Consider the following 23,608-nt stretch of genomic DNA (forward strand, 5'->3'; position numbering starts at 1 on the left):
ATTCAGTTTTTATATACCGCTGAAAGGGGAAGTTCTTGCCTATTTTCACACCATTATCTATAATCCTAGTAGATATCCAAAATGATAATCTTTGTTCAGTATAAGTTGGTTTAATTTTTTAGCTAGTAACTATATCTAACGGTCTCTCAATTCGGGGGCATCGAGGTCCAGACACTTTTACAACCTCTATACCGGCAAAAGAGCAAAAGGAGGAACATGCGTGATCAAGCGTTTTTTGTCATATTATATCCCTCACAAGAAATTATTTGCAGCTGACTTTGGCAGTGCTATCGTTGTTGCTCTTCTTGAATTAGCATTCCCTCTCGCAGTTCAGTGGTTCGTTGATTCCTTACTCATTTCAGGAAATTGGTCCACCATCATGTGGGTCAGCATTGGTTTGTTTCTAGTTTATGGGATTAGTACGCTACTACAATATATCGTCAATTATTGGGGGCATAAACTAGGGATTAACATTGAAACTGATATGCGAGAAGAACTGTTTGCACATACTCAAAAACAATCATTTCGCTATTTTGACAACACAAAGACTGGACATATCATGAGTCGATTTACAAATGATCTTTTTGATATCGGTGAACTCGCTCATCACGGACCTGAAGATATATTTATAGCTATAATGACATTTATCGGGGCTTTTTGGATTATGATGACCATTAATTTACAACTTGCTCTAGTCATATTACTCGTAGTACCAATTTTAATCGGATTAATCGTATTTTGTAATTTACGTATGAACAAGGCTTGGAAACAAATGTTTCGGGACATTGCAGATGTAAATGCGAGAGTAGAAGATAGTGTGTCAGGTGTTCGTGTCGTCCAATCGTTTACGAATGAACGATTTGAAATTGCACGTTTCAACCGACAAAATAATAAATTTAAAAAAGCGAAAATAAATTCTTATAAAGTGATGGCTTTTAGTGTTTCCGGAATTTATATGATGACGCGCTTTATAACGCTAATCGTCCTCGTCTTCGGAGCTTGGTTGAGTATTTCCGGCCAATTGTCATATGGGGAACTGGTAGCATTCATTCTTTATGTCAATGTTTTGTTTAAGCCAATAGATAAAATTAGTGCACTTATGGAATTATATCCAAAAGGAATGGCTGGATTCAAACGATTCACAGATATGATCGACACCGAGCCAGAAGTTAAAAATGCAAAAGATGCTATCCATATGGACCATTTAAATGGGGATATCTCACTCGATAATGTTGGTTTTAGCTATGAAGGAAAGAAACAAGTACTGGATGGCATTAATCTTGAGATCAATGCCGGAGAAACAATTGCATTTGTAGGACCTTCAGGTGCTGGTAAAACAACGATTTGTTCACTGATTCCCCGTTTTTATGATGTAAATGAAGGGTCAATTTCCATCGATGGAATAGATATCCGAAGCATGACAAAAGAATCCCTTCGGAGCAAAATCGGAATCGTTCAACAAGATGTATTTTTATTCACAGGGACTCTTCGTGAAAATATTGCTTATGGAATGTTAGATGCCTCCAATGACCAAATTGAAAATGTCGCTCGTCAAGCAAAATTAGATACATTCATTGAATCTCTGCCAGAAGGATATGAAACCCAGATAGGAGAAAGAGGACTAAAATTATCAGGTGGTCAAAAACAAAGGATTGCTATCGCAAGAATGTTTTTGAAAAATCCGCCTATCCTAATTTTGGACGAAGCAACTTCTGCGCTTGATACAGAAACAGAAATGGTTATTCAGGAGGCTTTATCAAAGCTCGCACAAAACCGTACGACGTTAATTATTGCCCATCGGCTAGCGACGATACGTAACGCAGATAGAATTGTCGTGGTTACAGAAGATGGAATTGCCGAAGAAGGTGCTCATGAAGATCTCATTGAGCAAAATGGTATTTTCGCAAACCTCCACAGAGTTCAATATCAACAAAGTAATAGTTAGTCATAGAAAAATGATCTAGTTAACAACTAAACAGAATATCACATAGGCTAAACTGAAGATTTATAATCAGTTTAGCTTATTTTTATAGCGGATAAGTTTTTTACCTTTTTGAACATCCTCTAAGACAATGCAACGTGTGTATACATTGCATATTCATTAAGAGTAAATCTGATGTATAAGGATAATCAGATTGATAAATATTTTGCATTTAAATGGTAAATCCTAAAGTTTCAACCACTATTAAAAAGGTAAAAGTAAGGTGTATGTTTGTTTTGTAGAGGGAATTATATATATCAATAGTACTAAAAGGAGGAAAATGCATGGCTTTGAATGTAACTCAAAAGTTAATCCAATCTCATTTACTCTCGGGTGAAATGAAACCAGGGGAAGAAATCGGATTAAAGATTGATCAGACGTTAACACAGGACGCAACAGGGACACTTGTCATGCTGGAATTGGAAGCGATGGGATTAGAAAGGGCCCAAACCGAAGCATCTGCTCAGTATGTCGATCATAACATTATTCAAGTGGATAGTAAGAACCCAGATGATCATCTGTTTTTAGAAAGTGCAACCCGCCGGTTCGGAATGTATTACAGCAAAGCTGGAAATGGCGTAAGTCACCCTGTCCATATGCAACGATTAGCCAAGCCCGGGAAAACCTTATTAGGATCTGATAGTCATACCTGTGCAAATGGATGTATGGGCATGCTTGCGATGGGTGCTGGCGGCATTGATGTTGCCATGGCGATAGCCGGAGAACCACTTTACGTAAAAATGCCAAAAGTGTGGGGCATTGAGTTAACAGGAAAACTTCCCGATTGGGTTGGAGCAAAAGATGTTATTTTAGAACTGCTTCGACGATACGATGTAAAGGGTGCGGTAGGAACGGTCATAGAATACTATGGGGACGGATTGAAATACCTTGATGCAATGGACCGACACGTCATCGCCAATATGGGTGCTGAATTAGGAGCAACTACATCGGTTTTTCCAGCAGATGGTGAAATAAAACGATACTTGAAAACGCAAAAAAGGGAAAATGATTGGAGCGAAATAGTTGCAGATAAAGATGCAACTTACGATATTAATGAAAAAATTGACCTTTCGACATTAGAACCGTTAATTGCAAAACCATCTAGTCCAGGTAATGTCGTGCCTGTTTCCGAAGTAGCCGGGGAACCTATCTATCAGTCATATATCGGTTCTTCAGCAAATCCCGGCTATAATGATTTCGCTATTGTCGCTGAGATTGTAAAAGGTAAATCCATCGCCAAAGGAGTATCTTTTGATATTAACCCATCTTCTCGACAAATTTTAACGGACCTTATTAATGAAGGTCACATTACAAGTCTTTTATCTGCAGGTGGGCGCCTTCACCAAGCTGGATGTAATGGTTGTATTGGTATGGGGCAAGCCCCTGCATCAGGTCGTAACAGTTTAAGAACTACGCCTCGGAATTTTCCTGGAAGATCCGGGACGAGAGAGGATAGCGTATTCTTATGTGGACCTGAAACTGCAGCTGCCTCAGTTTTAACAGGAGAGATAACTGATCCACGAACATTGAAGATGAAGTATCCAACAGTAAGTGAACCTAAAAAACCTACCATTGATATCGATTTACTGGATGCACCATTACCATTAGAGGAAGCAAAAATGGTTTCGTTATATAAGAGTAAAAACATTACCTCGATACCGGAAATGCAACCTTTACCAGACGAGTTGGATGTTCCAATACTGCTTCATTTAGGTGATAATGTTTCCACGGACGAAATATTAGCAGGTGGAGCAAGAGTATTACCATTCCGAAGTAATTTACAAGAAATCAGTAAATTCAGTTTTGAGATTTTAGATAAAGATTATTATAATCGATCCCTAGCACTGCTTGAAGATGGAGGACACTCCATCGTAGGAGGGTTTAACTATGGGCAAGGCTCAAGTCGTGAGCACGCTGCTTTGGCACCAAGATTCTTAGGTTTACGAGCAGTATTAGTGAAGGATTTTGCACGAATTCATTGGCAAAACCTAGTTAACTTCGGAATTCTTCCTGTAACCTTCAGTAATCCAGATGACTTCGACAAACTTAGTGAGGGAGATATTCTTTCCTTTAAAAATTTACGTGAAAGCTTGCGTAACGACATCGCGATCACAGCAAAAGTTGAAGCGAAGGGATTAGACATTCCATGTGTTCATGTCATGTCTAATCGGCAAGTAGACATTATGTTAGCCGGAGGTTTAATTAACTGGGTGAGAGAAAGAGCAAAGGCGTAAAAGTTAGGATTAGCTATAAGTTGTATTACAAAACAACCGTAAGCCCGCTATTACAATGGGCTTACGGTTTGTTTACTTCAACTGAAATAATTACCTCTTATAGGTCTGTCCGATGAGGTGGTTCCTCTACATCTAAATCCCTTGAGTTTTCGATTATCCCCGAATTTTCTCTGGGACTTACGGTTCCGCCTCCCAGACCTTCGTTAATCATCCGATCCTCGTCAAGAGCAAAATTTTTTTTTGCTATATCATGATTTTTCATATCTTTCATTACTTTTTACCCCTTTGTCGATTGCTGTTACTCCCATCTAATTCGAAACTACTCTTAGAAATAGTAATTCGTTCCTTTCCATTATGCGGTTGAACAGCGTCTTTACTGTCTTGCATATTCCGTTTAGATTTAGAATGTTTGCTCATCGTATTTAACCTCCTTTTTAGAAAGCTCGTGCCTTTATATTTTTTCCTAATTAAATGATATTATTAGCAGAGAGATAATGTTCATTGAGTCATCGGGTGAAGTCTTGTAAAATGTATTCACCTAGACAAAAACTAAAAGTTCATGAATATCCATATGTTTCCCAGATTAAAACTTTTAATAAAAGGTTATATATACATTATGAACAGAACTTATATAAAGGGGTACCATAAATGCCGTTTAAATTGATAATAAAAATACTGGTTTTTCTAATTTTGATTGGTTCACTTCTATATTTCAATTTTGCGTATATTGATATAAATCCCGATCACATCCAAGTCCTCATGCAATCGTTTGGAATCTGGGCTCCACTCGTATTTATTGGTATTTTTACGATTCGCCCTTTTGTTTTATTTCCTGCATCTATTTTAGCAATCGCGGGTGGACTCTCATTCGGTCCGTTTATAGGACCTTTAGTGACGTACATAGGTTCTCTCAGTGGAGCTGCTGTGTCGTTTTTAGTCTTTCGTAAATTAGGTGCTAATTTAAGGAAAAAAGATTGGAATGGCAAAGGGAATAATCTGCAATTAAAGATAGAAGAGAATGGTTTTTTCTATATAATGGCGCTTCGAATAATTCCAGTTATTAATTTTGATTTTGTAAGTTATTTATCTGCCCTATCAAGAATTCAATTTCGTAAATACTTTGGAGCAACAATGGTAGGTATCATACCAGGAACATTAGCTTTTAATTTTCTTGGTGCGTCGTTTGTTGACTTAAATTTAACGATGATTCTTATTACTTCAGGCTTGTTTATTGTCGCTTTTTCTATTCCTGTCATTATAAGGCGAATAATGAAAAAGAAGAACATAGATATAGACCTTTTACCGGACGAAAAATTATAGTAAAGATCAGTAATATGTACTCAGTTCCAGACGAAAAATGAAGCATTTCGTTTTTCAGTTAATCGGAGGATGCACGAAACACAGTTACCCTCTATGCCGATGTTAGGAAGGACAGTGGTAGCTTTGAACACATATGATGTAGTTATTATTGGCGGAGGTGTAGGAGGACTTACATTATCTGTTAAGTTAGCTCAAGCGAATCTAAAGGTTTTGGTTGTTGAGAGGGAAAAGCAACCCGGTAAAATTTATAAGGGTGAGCTTCTCCAACCAAAATCATTGCAAGGTTTTCAGTTAATGGGAATATCGAAGGAAGTATTAAGCGAAAGTTTCTCTCTTCCTAAAATACACACATACGAATTGAATAAAAATAAAAATGGGGAGTTAGAAAAGGCTCTATATATTCCTTTAGATTATTTGCGGCTTCCAGCTCCTTTTACAGAAGCACGAATGATTCCCCACGAAACATTAAAGAAGATCCTACTGGATAAAGCCAAGGAATATCCCGGGTTTCATTACTGGAATCCGGCAACATTCCATTCTTTTAGTGAAATCGATGAGCAAAACAATGATTTTAAGCGCGCCAAAGTGAAGTATGATAAACAAGAAATAGATATTGAAGCAAAGTTTTTTGTTGGAGCCGAAGGACGTGCTTCTATCATTCGGAAAGCCATGGGGGAAGACGTTACTACAACTAAATATAACCATCAGTTTTTAACCGTGACATTTCCTCGACCAAGTGATTTTACCGAGGCAAGAATGTATGCAACCCATGAAGATTTCATCGGACTGTTTCCACTTCCAAATAATAAAATTAGAAGTGTAATGTTGATTAAACCAGGGGACTATAAGTTGATGAAAAACAAAGGATTAGAAACCTTTTATGATTCCATAACTAAGTTCGAACCCTCTTTAGAAGGTTATGTTCAAGAAATAAAATCGTGGAAAGAGATTCAATTAATGATTCCTATTCGACATAATATTAAACAGTATGTGAAAGGAAATGCGGTCATTCTAGGAGATGCAGCCCATATCGTCCATCCAATGGCAGGGGAAGGAATGAATCTAGCTATTCAAGACGGCATGGTGCTGGGGGAACTACTTGATTGGATGTTTTCAACCGGCAATACAGACCCAAAACATTTGCGCTATTACGAAAAAGTACGAAAGAACAGATCTGATCGTATTTCCCGTCTTAGTCATTTATCTGCGATGGCTTATACGTGGAATTTCAAATGGTACCAAAAGTTAAGAATGTTTGCATTAAAACGATTAGAGAGAAATCCTATACTTCACTATAAACATATGTTGAATATTTCAGGGATAGGTTGGTGGCCATACACAATACTGGATGGCTTGCGGTTCTTAGGTCCTAGATGGGCTTATTCAAAAAAAACTTTCGCACGTAAGAAAAATAATGTCATTTTTCAGGACAAGCATGATCATCCATGGAAATAGAGTAGATCTCAAAATAATATAAATAGGAGTGATCCCAATGAAATTAAGACTACCGCAATTGCTATTACTTTTAAAAGGCGGAAACATGCTTTATAAATATTTGAAAAAAAGAAGAAAATAGAGTTAACTTGAAATGTCACAAAAGGTTTTTAAAACCTTTTGTGACATTTTTTTTAATGTTAAGAATTTTAAGTGCTTTCGAACAAAGATCGCATCCGCTCTAGGCGGACAATTTCCACGAGCAACGACCTCAGCCTACTCGGGAAAAAGACCGTGTCTCTTCCTCTTGCAAGTTCTCAAATAATAATCTATAAAAATCAGCCTCGTTAATTAAGTAGACCTGCTTTGCTCATTACCCCAGTACCTTTTAGTAACCCGTTTATTTAAATGGTAATGGAGGTCTTCCACTAAATCGAAAAAGGCAACTAATTCATAAAATAAACTACTTTTTTCGGTCAGATGATGATGGTCGTGACTATAGACGTTAACTGGATGTGCACGCGTAAAATTAGAACGAAGATGATTATCCAATTCATCGATAAATTTAAAATACTCATCATTCAACGGTGCTTCCGTATCCTTTAACGTAGTCCCTACAATACGGTCAGCCCTCACCAAAAGTTCCTTCTCATAATTTGTTAACGGTAAAGTGGAAGATAAATAATGCAAGTTACCAAGGTGCAGAACAGCCCGTTGGATAAAGTTGGTTGTTTGTTTATACAAATGAAAACGACGATAATTTCCCATTTTGAAGCGATGAAATCTCATTTCTCTCCGTTGCGACCGGATTAAATATTCTGTCCTCGATACTTTATTCCGTAATACATCATAGGAAGATGTTTCATTTATGCTTTTTCGTTCTTTTTTGGCAAATAATAAATTTCGAATTTCAGCTTGTACCGCTTTTTTTAATTCCAATACATGTTGATTGTTTCGTGAACGAATCTCAGAAAGATAGTTAACAGGTAGTATAAAAGCATTGACTAACGATGATACAGTGAGACCAATCGTTGTTGTTCCTAATCGCAGTAAGAATGATATAAATACATGATCATGTAGTTCCGGAATCATCGCTACTGCAGTTAACGCAGCGACAAGCGTTCCTTCTTGCAGTTTAAATTTTTGACATAGAATAATCGTTAAAAAAGCTGCGATAGTATAGGTCAAAGCTGTTTCTCCCAAAAAATAATAAGAAGTGGTTGCTAATCCTGCACCAATCGCACTTGCCGGAAAACGAATGATTCCTTTTCGAATGGAATCCGATGTCGTTGGCTCAATGGAAACAATAGCTGTGATCACCGCAAAAATTACGGGTAAATCAAAATAGATACAAATTGCAGAAGTGAGAAACACCGCTATGCCTGTTTTGATTACTCGATTACCGATAAACCTTTTTTTATTTGTTTTTTTTATTGCCATAAAGACTTCCTCCGATGCATTACTAATACTTGTCGATTATACCATGATTTTACCTCAAGCAAATCAGTGATTATTAAGGTATATCTATTGTAAAAAGCATGTTTTTCGATACAATAGAGATACGAACATATGGTTGGACGAAATACTCGGTAAAGAGGTGAGAGCATGGCTGTAACTTTTATTTTAGGGAGATCAGGATCAGGAAAAACGACGAACGTTCAAAATGAGATTGTCAGGAAGATGCAAGAAGATCCAACGGGTCCACCGATTATATACATAGTACCGGATCAAATGACCTTTCAAGTCGAAAGGAAACTAGTCGAAAAATTAGGTCACGGGATGACGAGAACGCAAGTCCTTAGTTTTTCTCGACTAGCCTTACGTGTGTTACAGGAAGTTGGCGGGATATCCCGTTACCATATTCAACAAACAGGAATACAAATGCTTTTGCGGCAAGTGGTGGAAAGAGCGAAACCGGATTTTACTATTTTCCAAAAAGCACTTTCCAGTCCAGGATTTATCAATCAGTTAGAACAAATGCTTTCGGAATTTAAACGGTACCAGATAGACTCTGACACTCTTAGAGAAGAAATGAATAAGCTTGCTGAAAGTGAAGAACAAAATTCACCAACCGAGCGGACATTAAAGGATAAGTTGCATGATATTCACATTATCTTATCCGAAGTTGAAAAGTCCTTATCAGAAAAATATATTGCATCAGAGGACTATTTACAACTACTAGCCGATTCCTTGAAAGATTCTCTCGTTCTTCAAGATGCGGTTGTTTATATTGATGGTTTTCATAGTTTTACACCTATTGAAATAAATGTATTACATGAAATATTCCTCAAGATAGAAGAAGTAACCATTGTCTTAACGGTGGATGAAGCAGTAAAACAAGACGAACTCATTCATCCACTAGATTTATTTTTTGAGACACAAAGCACGTACCAGCAATTACAGAATTTATGCGATAACTGTAAAATCTCCCATCAGTATATCTCGAATTACAGTAAAAGATTCGATTCGCCAGCTCTCTCTTATTTAGAAGCAAATGGTGCAAAAAGGCCAGCTGATCCGATTTTAGAACATGATGGTATTCAAGTGATTAGTGCGGTGCATCGGCGTGCAGAGATTGAGAGAATAGCTAGAGAAATTATCTCCCTCGTTCGGGATGACAATTATCGTTATCGAGAGATCGCTATTCTTGTCAGAAATATAGGAGAGTACGATGATTACTTTGAAACGATCTTTCATGATGAAGGGATACCTTTCTTTTCTGATCAAAAACGTTCCGTACTGAACCATCCGTTAATAGAATTTATTCGCTCAACACTTGAAATCATTGAAAGACATTGGCAATACGACGCTGTTTTTCGTGCATTAAAAACAGAAATGCTATTTCCAATTGAGGACGAGCATATGAGAGAAAAGGTGGATCAATTAGAAAATTATGTTCTCTCATATGGTATCAAAGGTAAAAAGTGGTATGGGTCTGAGGAATGGACATACCAACGTTTTGCCACAACCACTGACTATGAAGGGGATAAAACGGATAACGAAAAAATATTTGAAGAAGAAATAAATCTTGTTCGTAAACAACTACTGTCACCAATAATAGATTTTCAAAAAGCTGCGAAAAATTCATCTACGGTTTTTGATTATGCTAAAGCACTATTTGAATTGCTGGAGGAAATAAAAGTAACCGATAAAATAGAACAATTAAGCAAAGATGCCATGGAAAACCATCGATTAAGAGAAGCACGTGAGCATGATCAAATGTGGAAGGAAATCATTGATTTGCTCGATCAAATGGTAGAAATAAGTGGCAACGAAAAAGTCAGTTTCAAGTTATTTATGCAAATGGTCGATACTGGCATCGAAAGTATGAAGTTTGCGATCATTCCACCGGCGATCGATCAAGTCGTGATAGCTAATATGGAAACCTCTCGGATTTCAGATGTTCGGGCGGCATTTATCATCGGCATGAACGATGGGGTAATTCCTGCAAAACCAAATGAAGACAGCATGGTGTCCGAAGAAGAACGTACATTTTTAGAAAAACAAGGATTGCAATTGGCACCTGGTGCTCAGCGACAGCTTTTAAATGAATCCTTTGTCTTATACATGTCGCAATCCTTGGCCTCTGAAAAACTTTACATGAGCTATCCTTTGGCGGATGAAGAGGGAAAAAGTTTGCAGCCCTCGATGATGCTTAACCAAATTCAAGAAGTTTTCCCGGGATTGAAAGTAGAAGTCGCATTGGAAGGACCTGCCGATGTTCAGACAGACAAAGAGGTTGATTTTGTAACGAATCCTGAACGAACGTTGTCTCATTTAACAAATCAGATGCAAGCATGGAGACGCGGCTATCATGTGTCTGAAATTTGGTGGGATACGTACAATTGGTTTATGTCACAAGAACAATGGCAAGAAAAAACAAAAAATGTGTTTGGCAGTTTAAGCTATGAAAATAAGCCGTCTTCATTGCCTCTTTCACTATCTGAAGAATTATATGGAACAGAATTAAAAACAAGTGTATCCAGGCTTGAGCAATACAATGCCTGTCCTTTTTCACAATTTGCTAATTACGGACTGAAACTTAGGGAGAGAGAAACGTTTAAGCTTGAGGCTCCTGATATTGGGACCCTGTTTCATGCTACGCTAAAAGAAATGGCGGAAAGCTTAAGGCAAGATGGAAGAGACTTTTCCCATTTAACGAAAGACGAAGGGAAAAGCCTTTCCAAAACCATTGTTGAACAGCTGGCTCCTAAAATTCAACGAGAAATATTGTTGAGTTCTAACCGATTTAAATATATCCAACAAAAACTGGAAGAAGTGGTCGCAAGGGCATCGACTGTTCTATCTGATCAAGCCAAATTAACAGGATTTTCCCCTGCTGGTTTAGAGGTCGGATTCGGACCAAATCAGCAATTACCACCTCTCACCTTTGAAATTGAAAACGGCCATAAAGTAGAATTAATAGGTCGAATTGATAGAGTGGACAGGGCTGAAGACGAAGAAGGCGTTTATGTTCGCATACTAGATTATAAGTCCAGTTCGAAAGATATAAAACTTGACGATGTTTACCATGGACTAGCCCTGCAAATGCTCATCTATTTAGACGTCGTTGTGAGCTTTGCGGCAGAGTGGCTTGGTACGGAAGTGACTCCAGCTGGTGTGCTGTATTTCCATGTGCATAATCCAATGATTCAAGCAGAAGAAAAGCTATCCATTGAAGATATCGAAGAAGAAATTTTAAAACGATTCAAAATGAAGGGTCTAATTTCTTCCTCATTAAGTGCCATTAAACAGATGGATTTAAGTTTAGAGACCGGAAGATCATCCATGCTTCCTGTTGGTTTGAAAAAAGATGGACAACCATATTCGAATTCAAAAGTAATCTCGCAAACAGATTATGACGTCTTACGGTCGTATCTAAGAAATCACGTGAAAAAAGTAGGAGAATCGATTCTTCGTGGCGATATAGATTTGAAGCCTTATAAAAAGAAACAAAAGATTCCCTGTACATTTTGTTCTTATAAATCGTTTTGTCAGTTTGATCCAACGATAGAAACGAATAACTATCGTCATTTAACGGATCAATCGAATGATGAAATTCTGGAATCAATCCGTGATAAAGGAGGAAACGTTAATGAATATAGAATCGAAACCGAATAACGTATCCTGGACGGATGATCAATGGAAGGCAATCGCTGCAGAGGGGAATAACATCCTCGTTGCAGCAGCAGCAGGAAGTGGTAAAACAGCCGTGTTGGTAGAAAGAATCATCCGCAAAATTGTCGATGTTGAGAACCCGACAGATGTTGACAAACTACTCATTGTTACCTTTACAAATGCTGCTGCTGCAGAAATGAGACATCGTATAGGAGAAGCGATTGAGAAACAAATTCATGACGATCCAAGATCCTTACATTTAAGAAGACAGCTCTCTCTTCTTCATCGCGCCAATATTTCTACGTTACATTCTTTCTGCATGAACGTAGTGCGAAAGTTTTATTATGACGTGGATATTGATCCGAGTTTTCGTATACTTGATCAAACAGAAGGCCAATTAATTCGCGAAGAAATTTTGGAAGATCTTTTTGAAGAAGAATACGGGGCAGAAGATAACCAATCTTTTTTCACACTCGTCGATCAATATAGTGGTGACCGAACAGATGATAAATTGCGGAGCCTTGTGATGCATTTATTTGATTTCTCAAGGTCAAATCCTCAGCCTTTTCAATGGCTGGATGATCTCGTTTCGACCTTTAAACTAGAAGGAATTACTTCTATTGAACAACTTTCATGGGCATCCTCGACATTAGAGAATGTACGTAGTCAATTAGAGAGTGCAAAAGACCTAATTCAACAAGGACTGGAAATGACACGAGAGCCTGATGGACCCGCAAAATATGCAGAAACACTGGAGACCGAATATACACAAATCCAAACAATTTTAAGCGCGAAGACGTGGGAGGAGATGTTTCAAGCATTTTCCGTGATCTCTTTTCCAACAATTCCACGCATTACAAAGAAAGACCTTGTGGATGATCAATTAAAGGAAAAGACAAAAGCACTTCGCGATCAAGCAAAGGATATTTTGAAAACTAATAAAAGAGCCTATTTTCAATACTCCCCTGAAGTACTTTTAGCTGATTTAAACGAAATGGCTCCTAGTATCGAAAAATTGACTACCTTAGTGAAAGATTTTTCTGCGAGGTATCTCTTTGAAAAACGAGATAAAGGCGTCTTGGACTTCAGTGACCTAGAACACTTATGCTTAGAGGTTTTGATTGATCAAGAAAAATCAAGTCTCCATCGACCTGTTCCTTCAAAAGCAGCCGAAGAATATATCTATCATTTTAATGAAATTATGGTAGATGAATACCAGGATACAAACCTCGTTCAAGAAACGATACTTACTTTATTGTCAAACGGGAAAAATCTATTTATGGTAGGTGATGTTAAACAATCTATTTATCGCTTTAGATTGGCAGAACCTACATTGTTTATGAATAAATATAAGTTGTTTGATTTAGATGGTGATAAGGATGGTCTCCGAATTGATTTGGCGAAAAATTTCCGAAGCCGATCGCAAGTGTTGGATGCAACAAACTTTATTTTCAGACAAATCATGGATGAGGAAGTTGGAGAAATCACTTATAATGACGTAGCAGAACTAAAACTCGGAAATACATCTTACCCTGACCAGGCTAACTTAGAAACTAGATTAATGCTCGTTAACAAGGGGGACAAACTGACGCAACATTCTGAGGAGGAGTCAGAAGAACCTGTACTTGATATGGAAGAAGAGTTGGAGACGTCTCAATTAGAGGCGCGTGCGATGATTCAAGAGATCAAACAACTGATCCAATCTAAGTATCCGGTCATGGATAAAGCAACAAAGCAGTCTCGTCCAATTCGTTACAGGGATATTGTCATCTTAATGAGATCAATGCCTTGGGCTGACACAATTATGGAGGAGTGTAAAACTGCTGGAATTCCTGTATATGCAGAATTATCAACAGGATATTTTGAAGCGATCGAAGTGAAGATCATGGTTTCTTTACTCAAGATTATCGATAATCCGTATCAAGATATCCCGCTAGCTTCTGTATTACGCTCGCCGATTCTCAATTTCACAGAAGAAGAACTCGCTAAAATCCGTATTTTAGATAAACAAGCTCGCTTTTATGATGCATTGAAACTAGCTGGAACGACTGAAAATCAAGATGAATCAATCAGAAACCGTTGCGCTAGCTTTATCGAACAGCTCACTCAATGGCGTAAAAAGGCTAGATCGGGATCCTTATCCGAATTGATTTGGCAATTATTTCGAGAAACCGGTTTCTATGATTATGTCGGAGGGATGCCAGCCGGAAAGCAAAGACGAGCGAATCTTCGAGCATTATATGACCGCTCACGGTCGTATGAATCTACTTCTTTCCGCGGCCTGTTCCGGTTCTTGCGTTTTGTGGAAAGAATGCAGGACAGAGGTGATGACTTAGGAACAGCAAGAGCCTTAAGCGAACAAGAAGATGTTATACGAATTATGACGATCCATAAAAGCAAAGGGCTTGAGTTCCCGGTTGTTTTCATGGCAGGTACGAATAAAATGTTTAATCAGCAAGATTTACGAGGTGACTATTTGCTTCATAAAGAGCTTGGATTGGGCTCAAAACGGATAGATCCGGAACTCCGACTTGCCTATCCGACCATTCCCCAACAAGTGATAAAAAATAAAATCAGGTCTGAATCATTAGCGGAAGAAATGCGGGTACTTTATGTAGCACTAACACGTGCCAAGGAAAAACTTTATCTCGTTGGAACTTTAAAAGATGTTGATAAATCATTAGAAAAATGGACCGAGAATATAGACAATCCATCCTGGTTACTTCCTAACATTCAAAGAGAAAAAGCGAGAAGTTTTTTGGATTGGATCGCGCCATCTGTGTTACGTCATCATGATGCCGTACCTTTGTTAGAAAATCATGAGATAGATACTGAAGGCAGAGCCACCCAAGTCAGCGAAGATCCTTCCTCGTGGCTAGTAGATATTTTAGAAAAGGCAGAGCTTCAAGTGGAAGCCTCGGTTTATTCAGAGGTTGATCAGGAAATTGAACAACAACTTTTGACACACGAAACAGTTAATCTCGAATCTAGTTCAAGAAACAAAGTCTTACATCATTTAGAATGGTCTTATCCAAGACAAGATTCAGTCACTCATCGTGCAAAACAATCGGTTAGTGAATTAAAAAGAGCCATGCAAGATGACTACAGTGATGATCTAATGGCGACAAGCTTTCAGTCAAAATTCGCCGATAGACCAAAGTTTTTACAAAAAAATTCGTTTAGACCTGCGGAAAAAGGCACATTGATGCACACGATGATGCAACACGTTTCTCTTGTAGAAGAACATTCGCTGGAATCTCTTGAACGTCAACTTTTGCGTCTAGTTACAAAAGAGATAATTACATTAGAAGAATCCGAACAAATTAATCTGGAACACCTTCATCAATTTTTCCAGAATGCGTTAGGCAAGCAGCTAATCGCTGCTAAAAACGTATGGCGTGAAATACCTTTCAGTTACCTTATCCCTGCCTCTCAAGCGTACTCAACTTGGTCACAGCAACAGGATGAAACAGTATTTGTACAAGGAATGATCGATTGTGTGTTCCGCAATGAAGAGGGAAAACTAGTTTTACTGGATTATAAAACAGACACAATTACAGGCAAGTTTGCTGATAAAACGGAAGAAGAAATTTTAAATTATTTCAAGGATTTATATCACTATCAAGTCGATTTATACAGTCAGGCATTGACAGATAGCTGGCACGAAGCAATTGAAGAACGATATCTGTACTTTTTTGACGGAAATTATTTAGTAAAGATGTAGAGGAAACGGGGCTGAATTCATGAGATTATTACACACCGCCGATTGGCATATCGGCAGAACGATAGAAGGCAGAGACCGTCTTGAAGAACATGAAGACTTCTTTGAGGAACTAGTTGAAATATGTAACGAAGAAAACATTGATGCTGTTCTTATGGCAGGAGACGTCTTTGATTCCGTAAATCCGCCAGCCAAAGGGGAAGAGTTATTTTATGAAAGTATGGCCCGCCTCTCGGATTATGGGAAACGTCCAGTTATTATTATTTCCGGCAATCATGATCATCCAGAAAGGCTAGCAGCCGCGAGAACTGTTTTGAAGAAGCATCGTATCTATATTCAAGGTTATCCTACGATGGAACCTTTGCGTATTTCTATCGATGGGTGTAAAGAGCCTCTAGCAGTAGCTGGACTGCCTTATCCATCAGAATCACGCTTAAAAGAAAGTTTTACTGAATCAAATGATGAGTTACAGCTTCGGGAAGCTTATGATGAAAAAGTAACAGATATTTTTAACATTTTAACCGAGTCTTTTACTGACAAAGAGATTCGAATAGCTATGAGTCATTTATTTGTTGCTGGTGGTTCCAGTACGGAATCCGAACGACCAATTGAAGTTGGTGGAGCATATACCGTTCGAGCAACGCAGCTTCCTGCTAATGTACAGTACACAGCACTAGGGCACCTCCACCGTCCTCAAGATATTAAAAACTCCCCTGCAAGGGCCAGGTATTCAGGATCACCTTTAGCTTTCAGTTTTTCTGAGGCAGGTTATGCAAAATCAGTGTCCGTCGTAGATATCAAAGCTGGTAAAGTAGCAGATGTGAAAGATGTTTACTTGCGATCTGGACGTCCATTAGTCAGGTGGAAAGCCACCGAAGGGTTAGCCCAGGTACACAGCTGGATCGATGAAAAAAAAGATAATCATGCATGGATCGAGTTAGATATTCATGTGGATGACACACCTTCCATGAATGAAATCCATAAAATTAAAAAAGCCTACCCTCATTTGTTAACGATACGCCCGATTTTCCCGGAGAATCAATCCGAAACGCTTCCAGAAAGAAAACATGTAGCAATCGATGAGTTATTTAATCAGTTTTATCAACGTCAAACAGGTGGAGCTACTCCGGATCAGGAATTGACGCGACTGTTTTTAGACATCGTTAACGAGGAAGAGGAAGGTGGTTCTTCATGAAGCCTATCGAATTAACATTACAAGGGTTGCATAGTTTTCGTGAAAAACAAGTGATCGATTTTGCATCGTTGTGTGAAGGAGGGGTCTTCGGTATTTTCGGACCAACCGGCAGTGGAAAATCATCGATATTAGATGCCATGACTCTGTCCTTGTATGGAAAAGTCGAACGGGCTCCTAGTAATACACAAGGAATCTTAAATCATGCCGAAGATCAATTGGCAGTTTCTTTTACTTTTTCATTAGGTGAAGGGCGTTATAAGGTAGAACGTACATTTAAACGTGTAAAAGATGACGGGTTGAGACAAGCCACAGCAAGATTTATTAATATAACATCCGAATCTATCGTAGTAGCAGATAAAGCTGGTGATGTTACTAGAGAAGTAGAGGCATTGTTAGGGCTTTCTATTGATGACTTCACCAGGGCAGTTGTCTTACCTCAAGGGAAGTTTTCAGAGTTTTTGTCTCTAAAAGGAACAGAACGGCGTCAAATGTTGCAGCGGTTATTTCATCTTGAAAGATACGGTGATCAATTAAATCAAAAGCTTCGTCAGCGTTTGACCGCAACCAAACACGATAAAGAACTGATTGAAAAAGAACAACTTGGACTTGGTGATGCATCTAATGAATCACTGGAAGTTGCGAAAAACAAAGTAGTATCTTTGAAAGAGGAGATAAAAAAGCAAGAAGAAAAACTAGATATCTATCAAAAAGAGTATGAAGAATCAAAACAACTCACAGAATGGATAGCACAACTCCAGTCTGTGGAAAAAGAATTAAATGAACTTGATAAGCAGAAAAGTCATTTCACTAAATTAAAACAGGAAATCGTTCGAGCAAAAGAAGCGAATATCTTATTTCCTTACGTACAAGAAGTAGAAGAAAGCCAACAAGAAATCCATGCCTGGGAGAAGAAAGAAGCGGAGGCGAAAAAAGAAGTTCATATTCTTCACGAAAAGTCGGAAATAGCGAAGAAGTCGTTTGAAAAAGCGTCTATAGAAAATCAGACACATGAACTTCCACTTAAAATGAAACTTGATCGCTTTGAGTCTCTTAAAATAAAAGTAGAAGACTTAAAACATCGAACCACAGAGGTAAGTAAACTTCAATCGACGATAAAAGATTTGAATAAAACGTTGAAAGAGTTAGAGCTAGAGCAAAAAGAGGCAATAGAAACACGAAAAAAATATGAAGAAGCACAACAGGATTTAAAAGAAGAACTTAAATTGCTTCAATGGGACTCAGAAGAAAAACAGCTGTTAAATAAAGCCAATGAGCAAAAGTACACCCTACATGAAACAGAGCGTCGTATCAAGGAATTAACAACACAAGTTACGAAACAACAGAAGGAAATAGACAAGGCTGTAACTGCTATACATGAAGTCGAAGCGCAGCAAACAACTGCAAGTGAAGCCTTACATGAACGATTTCAGCAAATGATGCATTGGTACAATATTGTGTTAGAAAAGAAACAGCTCTTACAATCTGCCATTCATGATATTCAAGATCAAAAAGAGCTTCAACAAGAAAATCAATTAAAAGTAGCCGTACAAGAAATGAGACAAGCACTTACAGAAGGAGAGCATTGTCCCGTTTGTGGATCTACGGAGCATTTTTATGAGCACGATACTGGTCAAGTAAAAAATCAAATAAGGGAAGACTTTATCCGTAAAGAAGAACTCCTAAAATTCGAAGCTGAACTAGGAAACTTGGAAAAAATGCTTGGAGAAGCGGGTTGGAGACTAGATAAAGAAGCACGTCAATCTCCAATTACCCCAGAAGTTGCTGCAAGTACTGAAACTCTGCTTGATAGTCAAGTTACTCCACTTCCTTCTGTACGGAAGGCTGAGTTTACTGACTCTTTGGAGAAGTGGTCAAATCAATGGCAAAAAGAAGATGAAGCAATATCTCGAGTGATTCAGCAATGGGAACAGCAGAATCATTCATGGACCAAACTTGAAAATAAATGGAATGAATCGAACATACATGTTAAACAAGCGAAAGACCGTCTGAAAGAGATAATGGATGAACTTGAAAAAGCACAACAAACCCATAACACTCAATTAACGGAATGGAAAACCAAATTTCCCGAACATCCTTATTCCAGTATTGATGAAATAGTTTCACGTATGCAAAAAAACGAACACGATTCTGATAAACTGCGAATAAGAATTGAGAAAAGCGTTCCATATATTGAAAAAATTCAAACTCAGCTAGATAACGTAGCAGGAAAGATTCAAGAGCTCATCGTCGATATTTCAAAGAAAGAAGCTGAGTTAAACGAGAAGATAACGATCATTAATGATATGAACAAAGATATAACAAATGAAACAAACGGAGAAAATATCGATACATTAATCGAAGCAAATAAAGCTAAGCTGGAAAAATTACAAACCACTGTCGAAAAAACGAAAAGTGAAAAAGAGAAATCAGAAGGACAAGTTAATACATCTGAGCGTTACTTGGCTGACTGTTCTCATTCTAAAACAGAGGCTATATCAAGAAATGAACGAGCATTACAGCGTTGGAATTTACAAAAGGAATCATCCTCATTTAATGATATGTCTCTCGTTAATGAAAAAATTAAGAACCTGGAAACAATAAATAGCTGGGAACAAAACGTATCTGACTATGAAAATAAGCTGCGTGATGTTACGTTCAGTAAAAAACAAGTGGAAGATAAGCTACAAGGAAAGCACATTACGTCAGATATGTACGAAGAGAAAAAAACAATATTTGTACAAGCAAAGCAAGAAATTGAGAATATGAGAACAGCATTTGGAGCTGCAAGTCATTATTTAGAAGAAATTGAAAAGAAAAGAGAACGTTATGATCACTTAGAGGAAAAGCGAATAGAATTAGAAGGTCTATTTGCTCAGCTGTCGAAATTAGACAAAGTTTTTCGTGGAAAAGAGTTCGTCGAGTTTATTGCAGAAGAGCAATTAGTACAGGTTAGTCGCCTTGCTTCTGAAAAATTACGCGCTTTAACGAGAGGACGTTATGCGATTGAAGTCGATTCCAGTGGCGGCTTTATTATGCGGGATGATCATAATGGTGGCGTGAAAAGACCTGTCACGACATTATCTGGCGGAGAAACATTCCTTACCTCTTTAGCATTAGCATTATCACTGTCCGCTTCCATTCAGTTAAACGGAGAGCATGCGTTAGAATTTTTCTTCTTGGATGAAGGATTTGGAACACTCGATCCTGAACTTTTAGAAACAGTCATAACTGCACTAGAACAGTTGCATACAAATCAATTATCAGTAGGTGTTATTAGTCATGTACCGGAACTCAAAGAGCGATTACCTAGAAAAATCATGGTTACTCCTGCAGAACCGGGTGGCAGAGGCAGTCGCACAAAATTAGAAAGTATTTAAGGAAATAACATCTCTATTTAATTAGAGCGGGAAGTGCTTGATCGCTGACGCTTCTTGAAGTTTCTACCTAATTGGTATAAATGAATCAATAAAAAAGATTGTGAATTTTTAATAGTCAAAGTCTGGTAAATCAGGCTTTGACTTTTTTTCGTTGCTAAGATGGAAAAATTTACAGAAAAAATGGTTGCAATCTTAGTTCTGTGTTATATAATAATAAACATATTACAATCTGTATCATAACAGTTGTAGAGAGAGGAGAGATGTAGAAGTAATTTTCATCTTTTATAAAAAAAAGGAGGAGCTCTTGTTTATGAAAAAACTAGACATTAACCAAACCGTTGATAAGGATTGTACTTTTCTTTTTAACGAAAAAGCATCTGATTTTCTATTGAAATTACATGTAAAATTCGAGGAAGATCGAAAACAAATACTAAAAGAGCGAATAGACCGTCAAGAAGAAATTGATGGAGGACTCCTTCCACATTATTTAGCAGATACGAAGTACGTTCGAGACAATGAGTGGAAAATTGCTTCTATTCCTGCTGACATTGAAGATCGGAGAGTAGAAATTACTGGACCCACCAGTCAGCGGAAAATGGTTATCAACGCGTTGAATTCTGGGGCAAAAGTATTTATGGCTGATTTCGAAGATGCGAATTCCCCATCTTGGCAGAACACACTGCAAGGTCAACGGAATATGTATGATGCCATTCGCAGGGACATTGATTTCACAGCTGATAATGGAAAAGAATATACCCTGCAACAGGAGGTTGCGACATTATTTGTTCGACCAAGGGGATGGCACTTAAAAGAAGAACATGTTTATATCGGAAATGAAGCCATATCAGCGTCACTGTTTGATTTTGGTCTATATCTCTTTTTTAATGCAAAAGAACTAATAAACAGAGGCTCTGGCCCTTATTTTTATCTGCCAAAACTTGAAGGATATAAGGAAGCTAGACTATGGAACAATGTATTTACTTTTGCAGAAAAAGAATTAGGTCTCATTCACGGTACGATAAAAGCAACTGTTCTCATCGAAACACTTACGGCTTCATTTGAAGCAGATGAAATATTGTATGAACTTCGAGATCATAGCGCTGGCTTAAATTGTGGACGATGGGATTATATTTTTAGTTATATTAAGCGCTTACGAAATCATAAAGCTTTTATTTTACCAGATCGCTCCGAAGTAACAATGACCACTAATTTCATGAGAGCGTATACACTTTATGTTATCCAAACTTGCCACAAGAGGGGCGCTCAAGCCATCGGGGGGATGGCCGCGCAAATTCCGGTAAAAGCGGATCAAGAGAAAAATAATCTTGCGATGAAAAAGGTGCAGGAAGATAAAGAAAGAGAAGTGAAAGATGGTCATGATGGCACATGGGTGGCTCATCCCGGGCTAGTTCCTGTCGCACTTGAAGTCTTTAACAAGCATATGCCTCACGCAAATCAAATAACTAGACTAAGAGATGATTACCAAATCACAGAGAAAGATTTACTTGGAATTCCTAAAGGAAACATTACTGAAAACGGAGTTCGCTTAAATATAACTGTCTCGATTCAATACATGGAAGCTTGGCTTAGGGGGCAAGGAGCTGTACCAATCTTTCATTTAATGGAAGATGTTGCTACTGCAGAGATATCACGGACTCAATTATGGCAATGGGTTCACCATCCAAAAGGGAAACTGAACTCCGGTGAAAAAATTACTGTCTCTTATGTGCAAAAATTAGTAGAAGAAGAGCTGATAAAGTTGGAAGAATTATTTGGGGATAAAAACATGCAATCGGGCCGTTTTAATCAAGCCAAACAGTTATTGATGGAAATGGTTGAAAAGGAAGACTTTGTTGAATTTCTTACCATTCCAGCCTATAAAAAATTAATTATGAAAAAGGAGAGAGTCTAATATGACTAAAACCAATCAACTGGAACAGATGGCGAAAGAATGGAATACGGAACGATTCAAAGGCATTGTTAGGCCTTATTCAACGAAAGACGTGTTTCAACTCCAAGGGTCGGTACAGATTGAACATACACTAGCTAGAAGAGGAGCCGAGAAATTGTGGGAGCTTATTAATGAAGAAGACTATGTTCCGGCGTTAGGGGCTTTAACTGGTAACCAAGCTGTTCAACAAGTAAAAGCAGGGCTAAAAGCAATCTACTTAAGCGGATGGCAAGTTGCCGCAGATGCAAATATTTCTGGACAGATGTATCCCGATCAAAGCTTGTATCCCGCTAACAGCGTTCCACATGTCGTAAAGCGTATTAATCAAGCACTTCAGCGTGCAGATCAAATTGAGCATAATGAAGGAGGTGCTAAGAGAGATTGGTTTGCCCCGATTGTAGCGGATGCTGAAGCTGGATTTGGTGGCCAATTAAATGTATTTGAATTAATGAAAGGTATGATTGAAGCAGGAGCTGCTGCCGTTCACTTTGAAGATCAATTGTCTTCCGAGAAAAAGTGCGGTCATCTGGGTGGCAAAGTTTTATTACCAACGCAACAAGCCGTTAAGAATTTAATTTCTGCTCGTTTAGCAGCGGATGTATCTGGCGTTCCAACCATTATTATTGCCCGAACTGATGCAAATGCAGCAAATTTAATTACAAGTGATGTCGATGAATATGATCATGATTTTATTGAAGGAAAGAGAACACCTGAAGGATTTTATAGAACGAAAGCCGGAATAGATCAAGCGATTAGTCGAGGTCTAGCCTATGCACCTTATGCAGATATGATTTGGTGCGAAACGTCAGAGCCTAATTTAACGGAAGCAAAACAATTTGCCGATGCGATTCACGAAAAATTTCCTGGTAAACTACTTGCTTATAATTGTTCACCTTCGTTTAATTGGAAGAAAAAATTAGATGATGAAACCATCGCCAGTTACCAAAAAGAATTAGGTAAGATGGGTTATAAGTTTCAGTTTGTAACGCTTGCAGGTTTTCATGCATTAAATCACAGTATGTTCGAATTAGCAAAAGGGTATAAAGAAACTGGAATGACAGCTTATTCTAATCTTCAACAGGCTGAATTCAGTATTGAAAAAGATGGTTACTCTGCAACAAAACATCAACGAGAAGTCGGAACCGGTTACTTCGATTCGGTTTCGACCATTGTTTCTGGAGGAACATCATCAACTACAGCATTGAAAGGATCCACTGAAGAGGAGCAATTTACTACTAGCGGTTGATAAGAAGGGGCGCCTTATTAATTCAATACAA

General features: G+C 38.1%; 13 protein-coding genes. 10 read left to right on the plus strand and 3 right to left on the minus strand.

The window, feature by feature from the left end; all coding sequences use genetic code 11:
• The first annotated feature begins 220 nt into the window (after positions 1-220).
• Both ACHABW_RS22700 and ACHABW_RS22705 read left to right on the plus strand, forming a co-directional pair.
• The gene (locus ACHABW_RS22700; RefSeq protein ID WP_435758867.1) at positions 221-1,945 is read left to right on the plus strand and encodes an ABC transporter ATP-binding protein; all 1,725 of its coding nucleotides are present in this window, start codon (positions 221-223) and stop codon (positions 1,943-1,945) included.
• Positions 1,946-2,265: 320 nt separating this feature from the next.
• A complete protein-coding gene (locus tag ACHABW_RS22705) occupies positions 2,266-4,215 on the plus strand; it encodes an aconitate hydratase (protein ID WP_435758869.1) in 1,950 nt (649 codons plus the stop codon).
• Between the two features lie 97 nt (positions 4,216-4,312).
• Here ACHABW_RS22705 and ACHABW_RS22710 read toward each other — a convergent pair whose 3' ends face one another.
• Together ACHABW_RS22710 and ACHABW_RS22715 are read right to left on the minus strand one after the other, a co-directional pair.
• Positions 4,313-4,486, minus strand: a complete 174-nt coding sequence (locus ACHABW_RS22710; protein ID WP_435758871.1) for a hypothetical protein — start codon at positions 4,484-4,486, stop codon at positions 4,313-4,315.
• Positions 4,486-4,632: a hypothetical protein gene (locus tag ACHABW_RS22715; RefSeq protein WP_435758873.1), complete on the minus strand. Its 147-nt coding sequence runs from the start codon at positions 4,630-4,632 to the stop codon at positions 4,486-4,488. Before ACHABW_RS22715 ends, ACHABW_RS22710 begins: the two co-directional genes overlap by 1 nt.
• Positions 4,633-4,863: 231 nt before the next feature.
• Between ACHABW_RS22715 and ACHABW_RS22720 the strand changes: the two genes are divergently transcribed.
• Together ACHABW_RS22720 and ACHABW_RS22725 are read left to right on the plus strand one after the other, a co-directional pair.
• On the plus strand, positions 4,864-5,535 hold the full coding sequence (locus tag ACHABW_RS22720) for a TVP38/TMEM64 family protein (protein WP_435758875.1): 672 nt from the start codon (positions 4,864-4,866) through the stop codon (positions 5,533-5,535).
• Positions 5,536-5,604: 69 nt separating this feature from the next.
• The gene (locus tag ACHABW_RS22725; protein WP_435758877.1) at positions 5,605-6,990 is read left to right on the plus strand and encodes an FAD-dependent oxidoreductase; all 1,386 of its coding nucleotides are present in this window, start codon (positions 5,605-5,607) and stop codon (positions 6,988-6,990) included.
• A gap of 330 nt (positions 6,991-7,320) precedes the next feature.
• Here the strand turns inward: ACHABW_RS22725 and ACHABW_RS22730 are convergent, their stop codons facing one another.
• On the minus strand, positions 7,321-8,409 hold the full coding sequence (locus ACHABW_RS22730; protein WP_435758879.1) for an FUSC family protein: 1,089 nt from the start codon (positions 8,407-8,409) through the stop codon (positions 7,321-7,323).
• 165 nt (positions 8,410-8,574) lie between these two features.
• Between ACHABW_RS22730 and addB the strand changes: the two genes are divergently transcribed.
• From addB to aceA, 6 genes are all read left to right on the plus strand, one after another.
• Positions 8,575-12,090 carry a helicase-exonuclease AddAB subunit AddB gene (gene addB / locus ACHABW_RS22735; RefSeq protein WP_435758881.1) on the plus strand — a complete coding sequence of 1,172 codons (3,516 nt, stop codon included), beginning with the start codon at positions 8,575-8,577 and terminating at the stop codon, positions 12,088-12,090.
• Entirely contained in the window at positions 12,065-15,811 is a 3,747-nt protein-coding gene (addA, locus tag ACHABW_RS22740; RefSeq protein ID WP_435758883.1) for a helicase-exonuclease AddAB subunit AddA, read from the plus strand. Before addB ends, addA begins: the two co-directional genes overlap by 26 nt.
• A gap of 19 nt (positions 15,812-15,830) precedes the next feature.
• Positions 15,831-17,003, plus strand: a complete 1,173-nt coding sequence (locus ACHABW_RS22745) for an exonuclease SbcCD subunit D (RefSeq protein WP_435758885.1) — start codon at positions 15,831-15,833, stop codon at positions 17,001-17,003.
• Positions 17,000-20,380, plus strand: a complete 3,381-nt coding sequence (locus ACHABW_RS22750; RefSeq protein WP_435758887.1) for an AAA family ATPase — start codon at positions 17,000-17,002, stop codon at positions 20,378-20,380. The genes ACHABW_RS22745 and ACHABW_RS22750 overlap by 4 nt, the downstream gene beginning before the upstream one ends.
• 310 nt (positions 20,381-20,690) lie before the next feature.
• Positions 20,691-22,292, plus strand: coding sequence for a malate synthase A (gene aceB, locus ACHABW_RS22755; RefSeq protein WP_435758889.1), 1,602 nt, complete (start codon positions 20,691-20,693; stop codon positions 22,290-22,292).
• 1 nt (position 22,293) lies between these two features.
• Positions 22,294-23,577: an isocitrate lyase gene (gene aceA, locus ACHABW_RS22760; protein ID WP_435758891.1), complete on the plus strand. Its 1,284-nt coding sequence runs from the start codon at positions 22,294-22,296 to the stop codon at positions 23,575-23,577.
• Positions 23,578-23,608 lie beyond the last annotated feature (31 nt).

This window comes from Salipaludibacillus sp. CF4.18 (genome assembly GCF_051262595.1).
Classification (GTDB): Bacteria; Bacillota; Bacilli; order Bacillales; family Salisediminibacteriaceae; genus Salipaludibacillus; species Salipaludibacillus neizhouensis.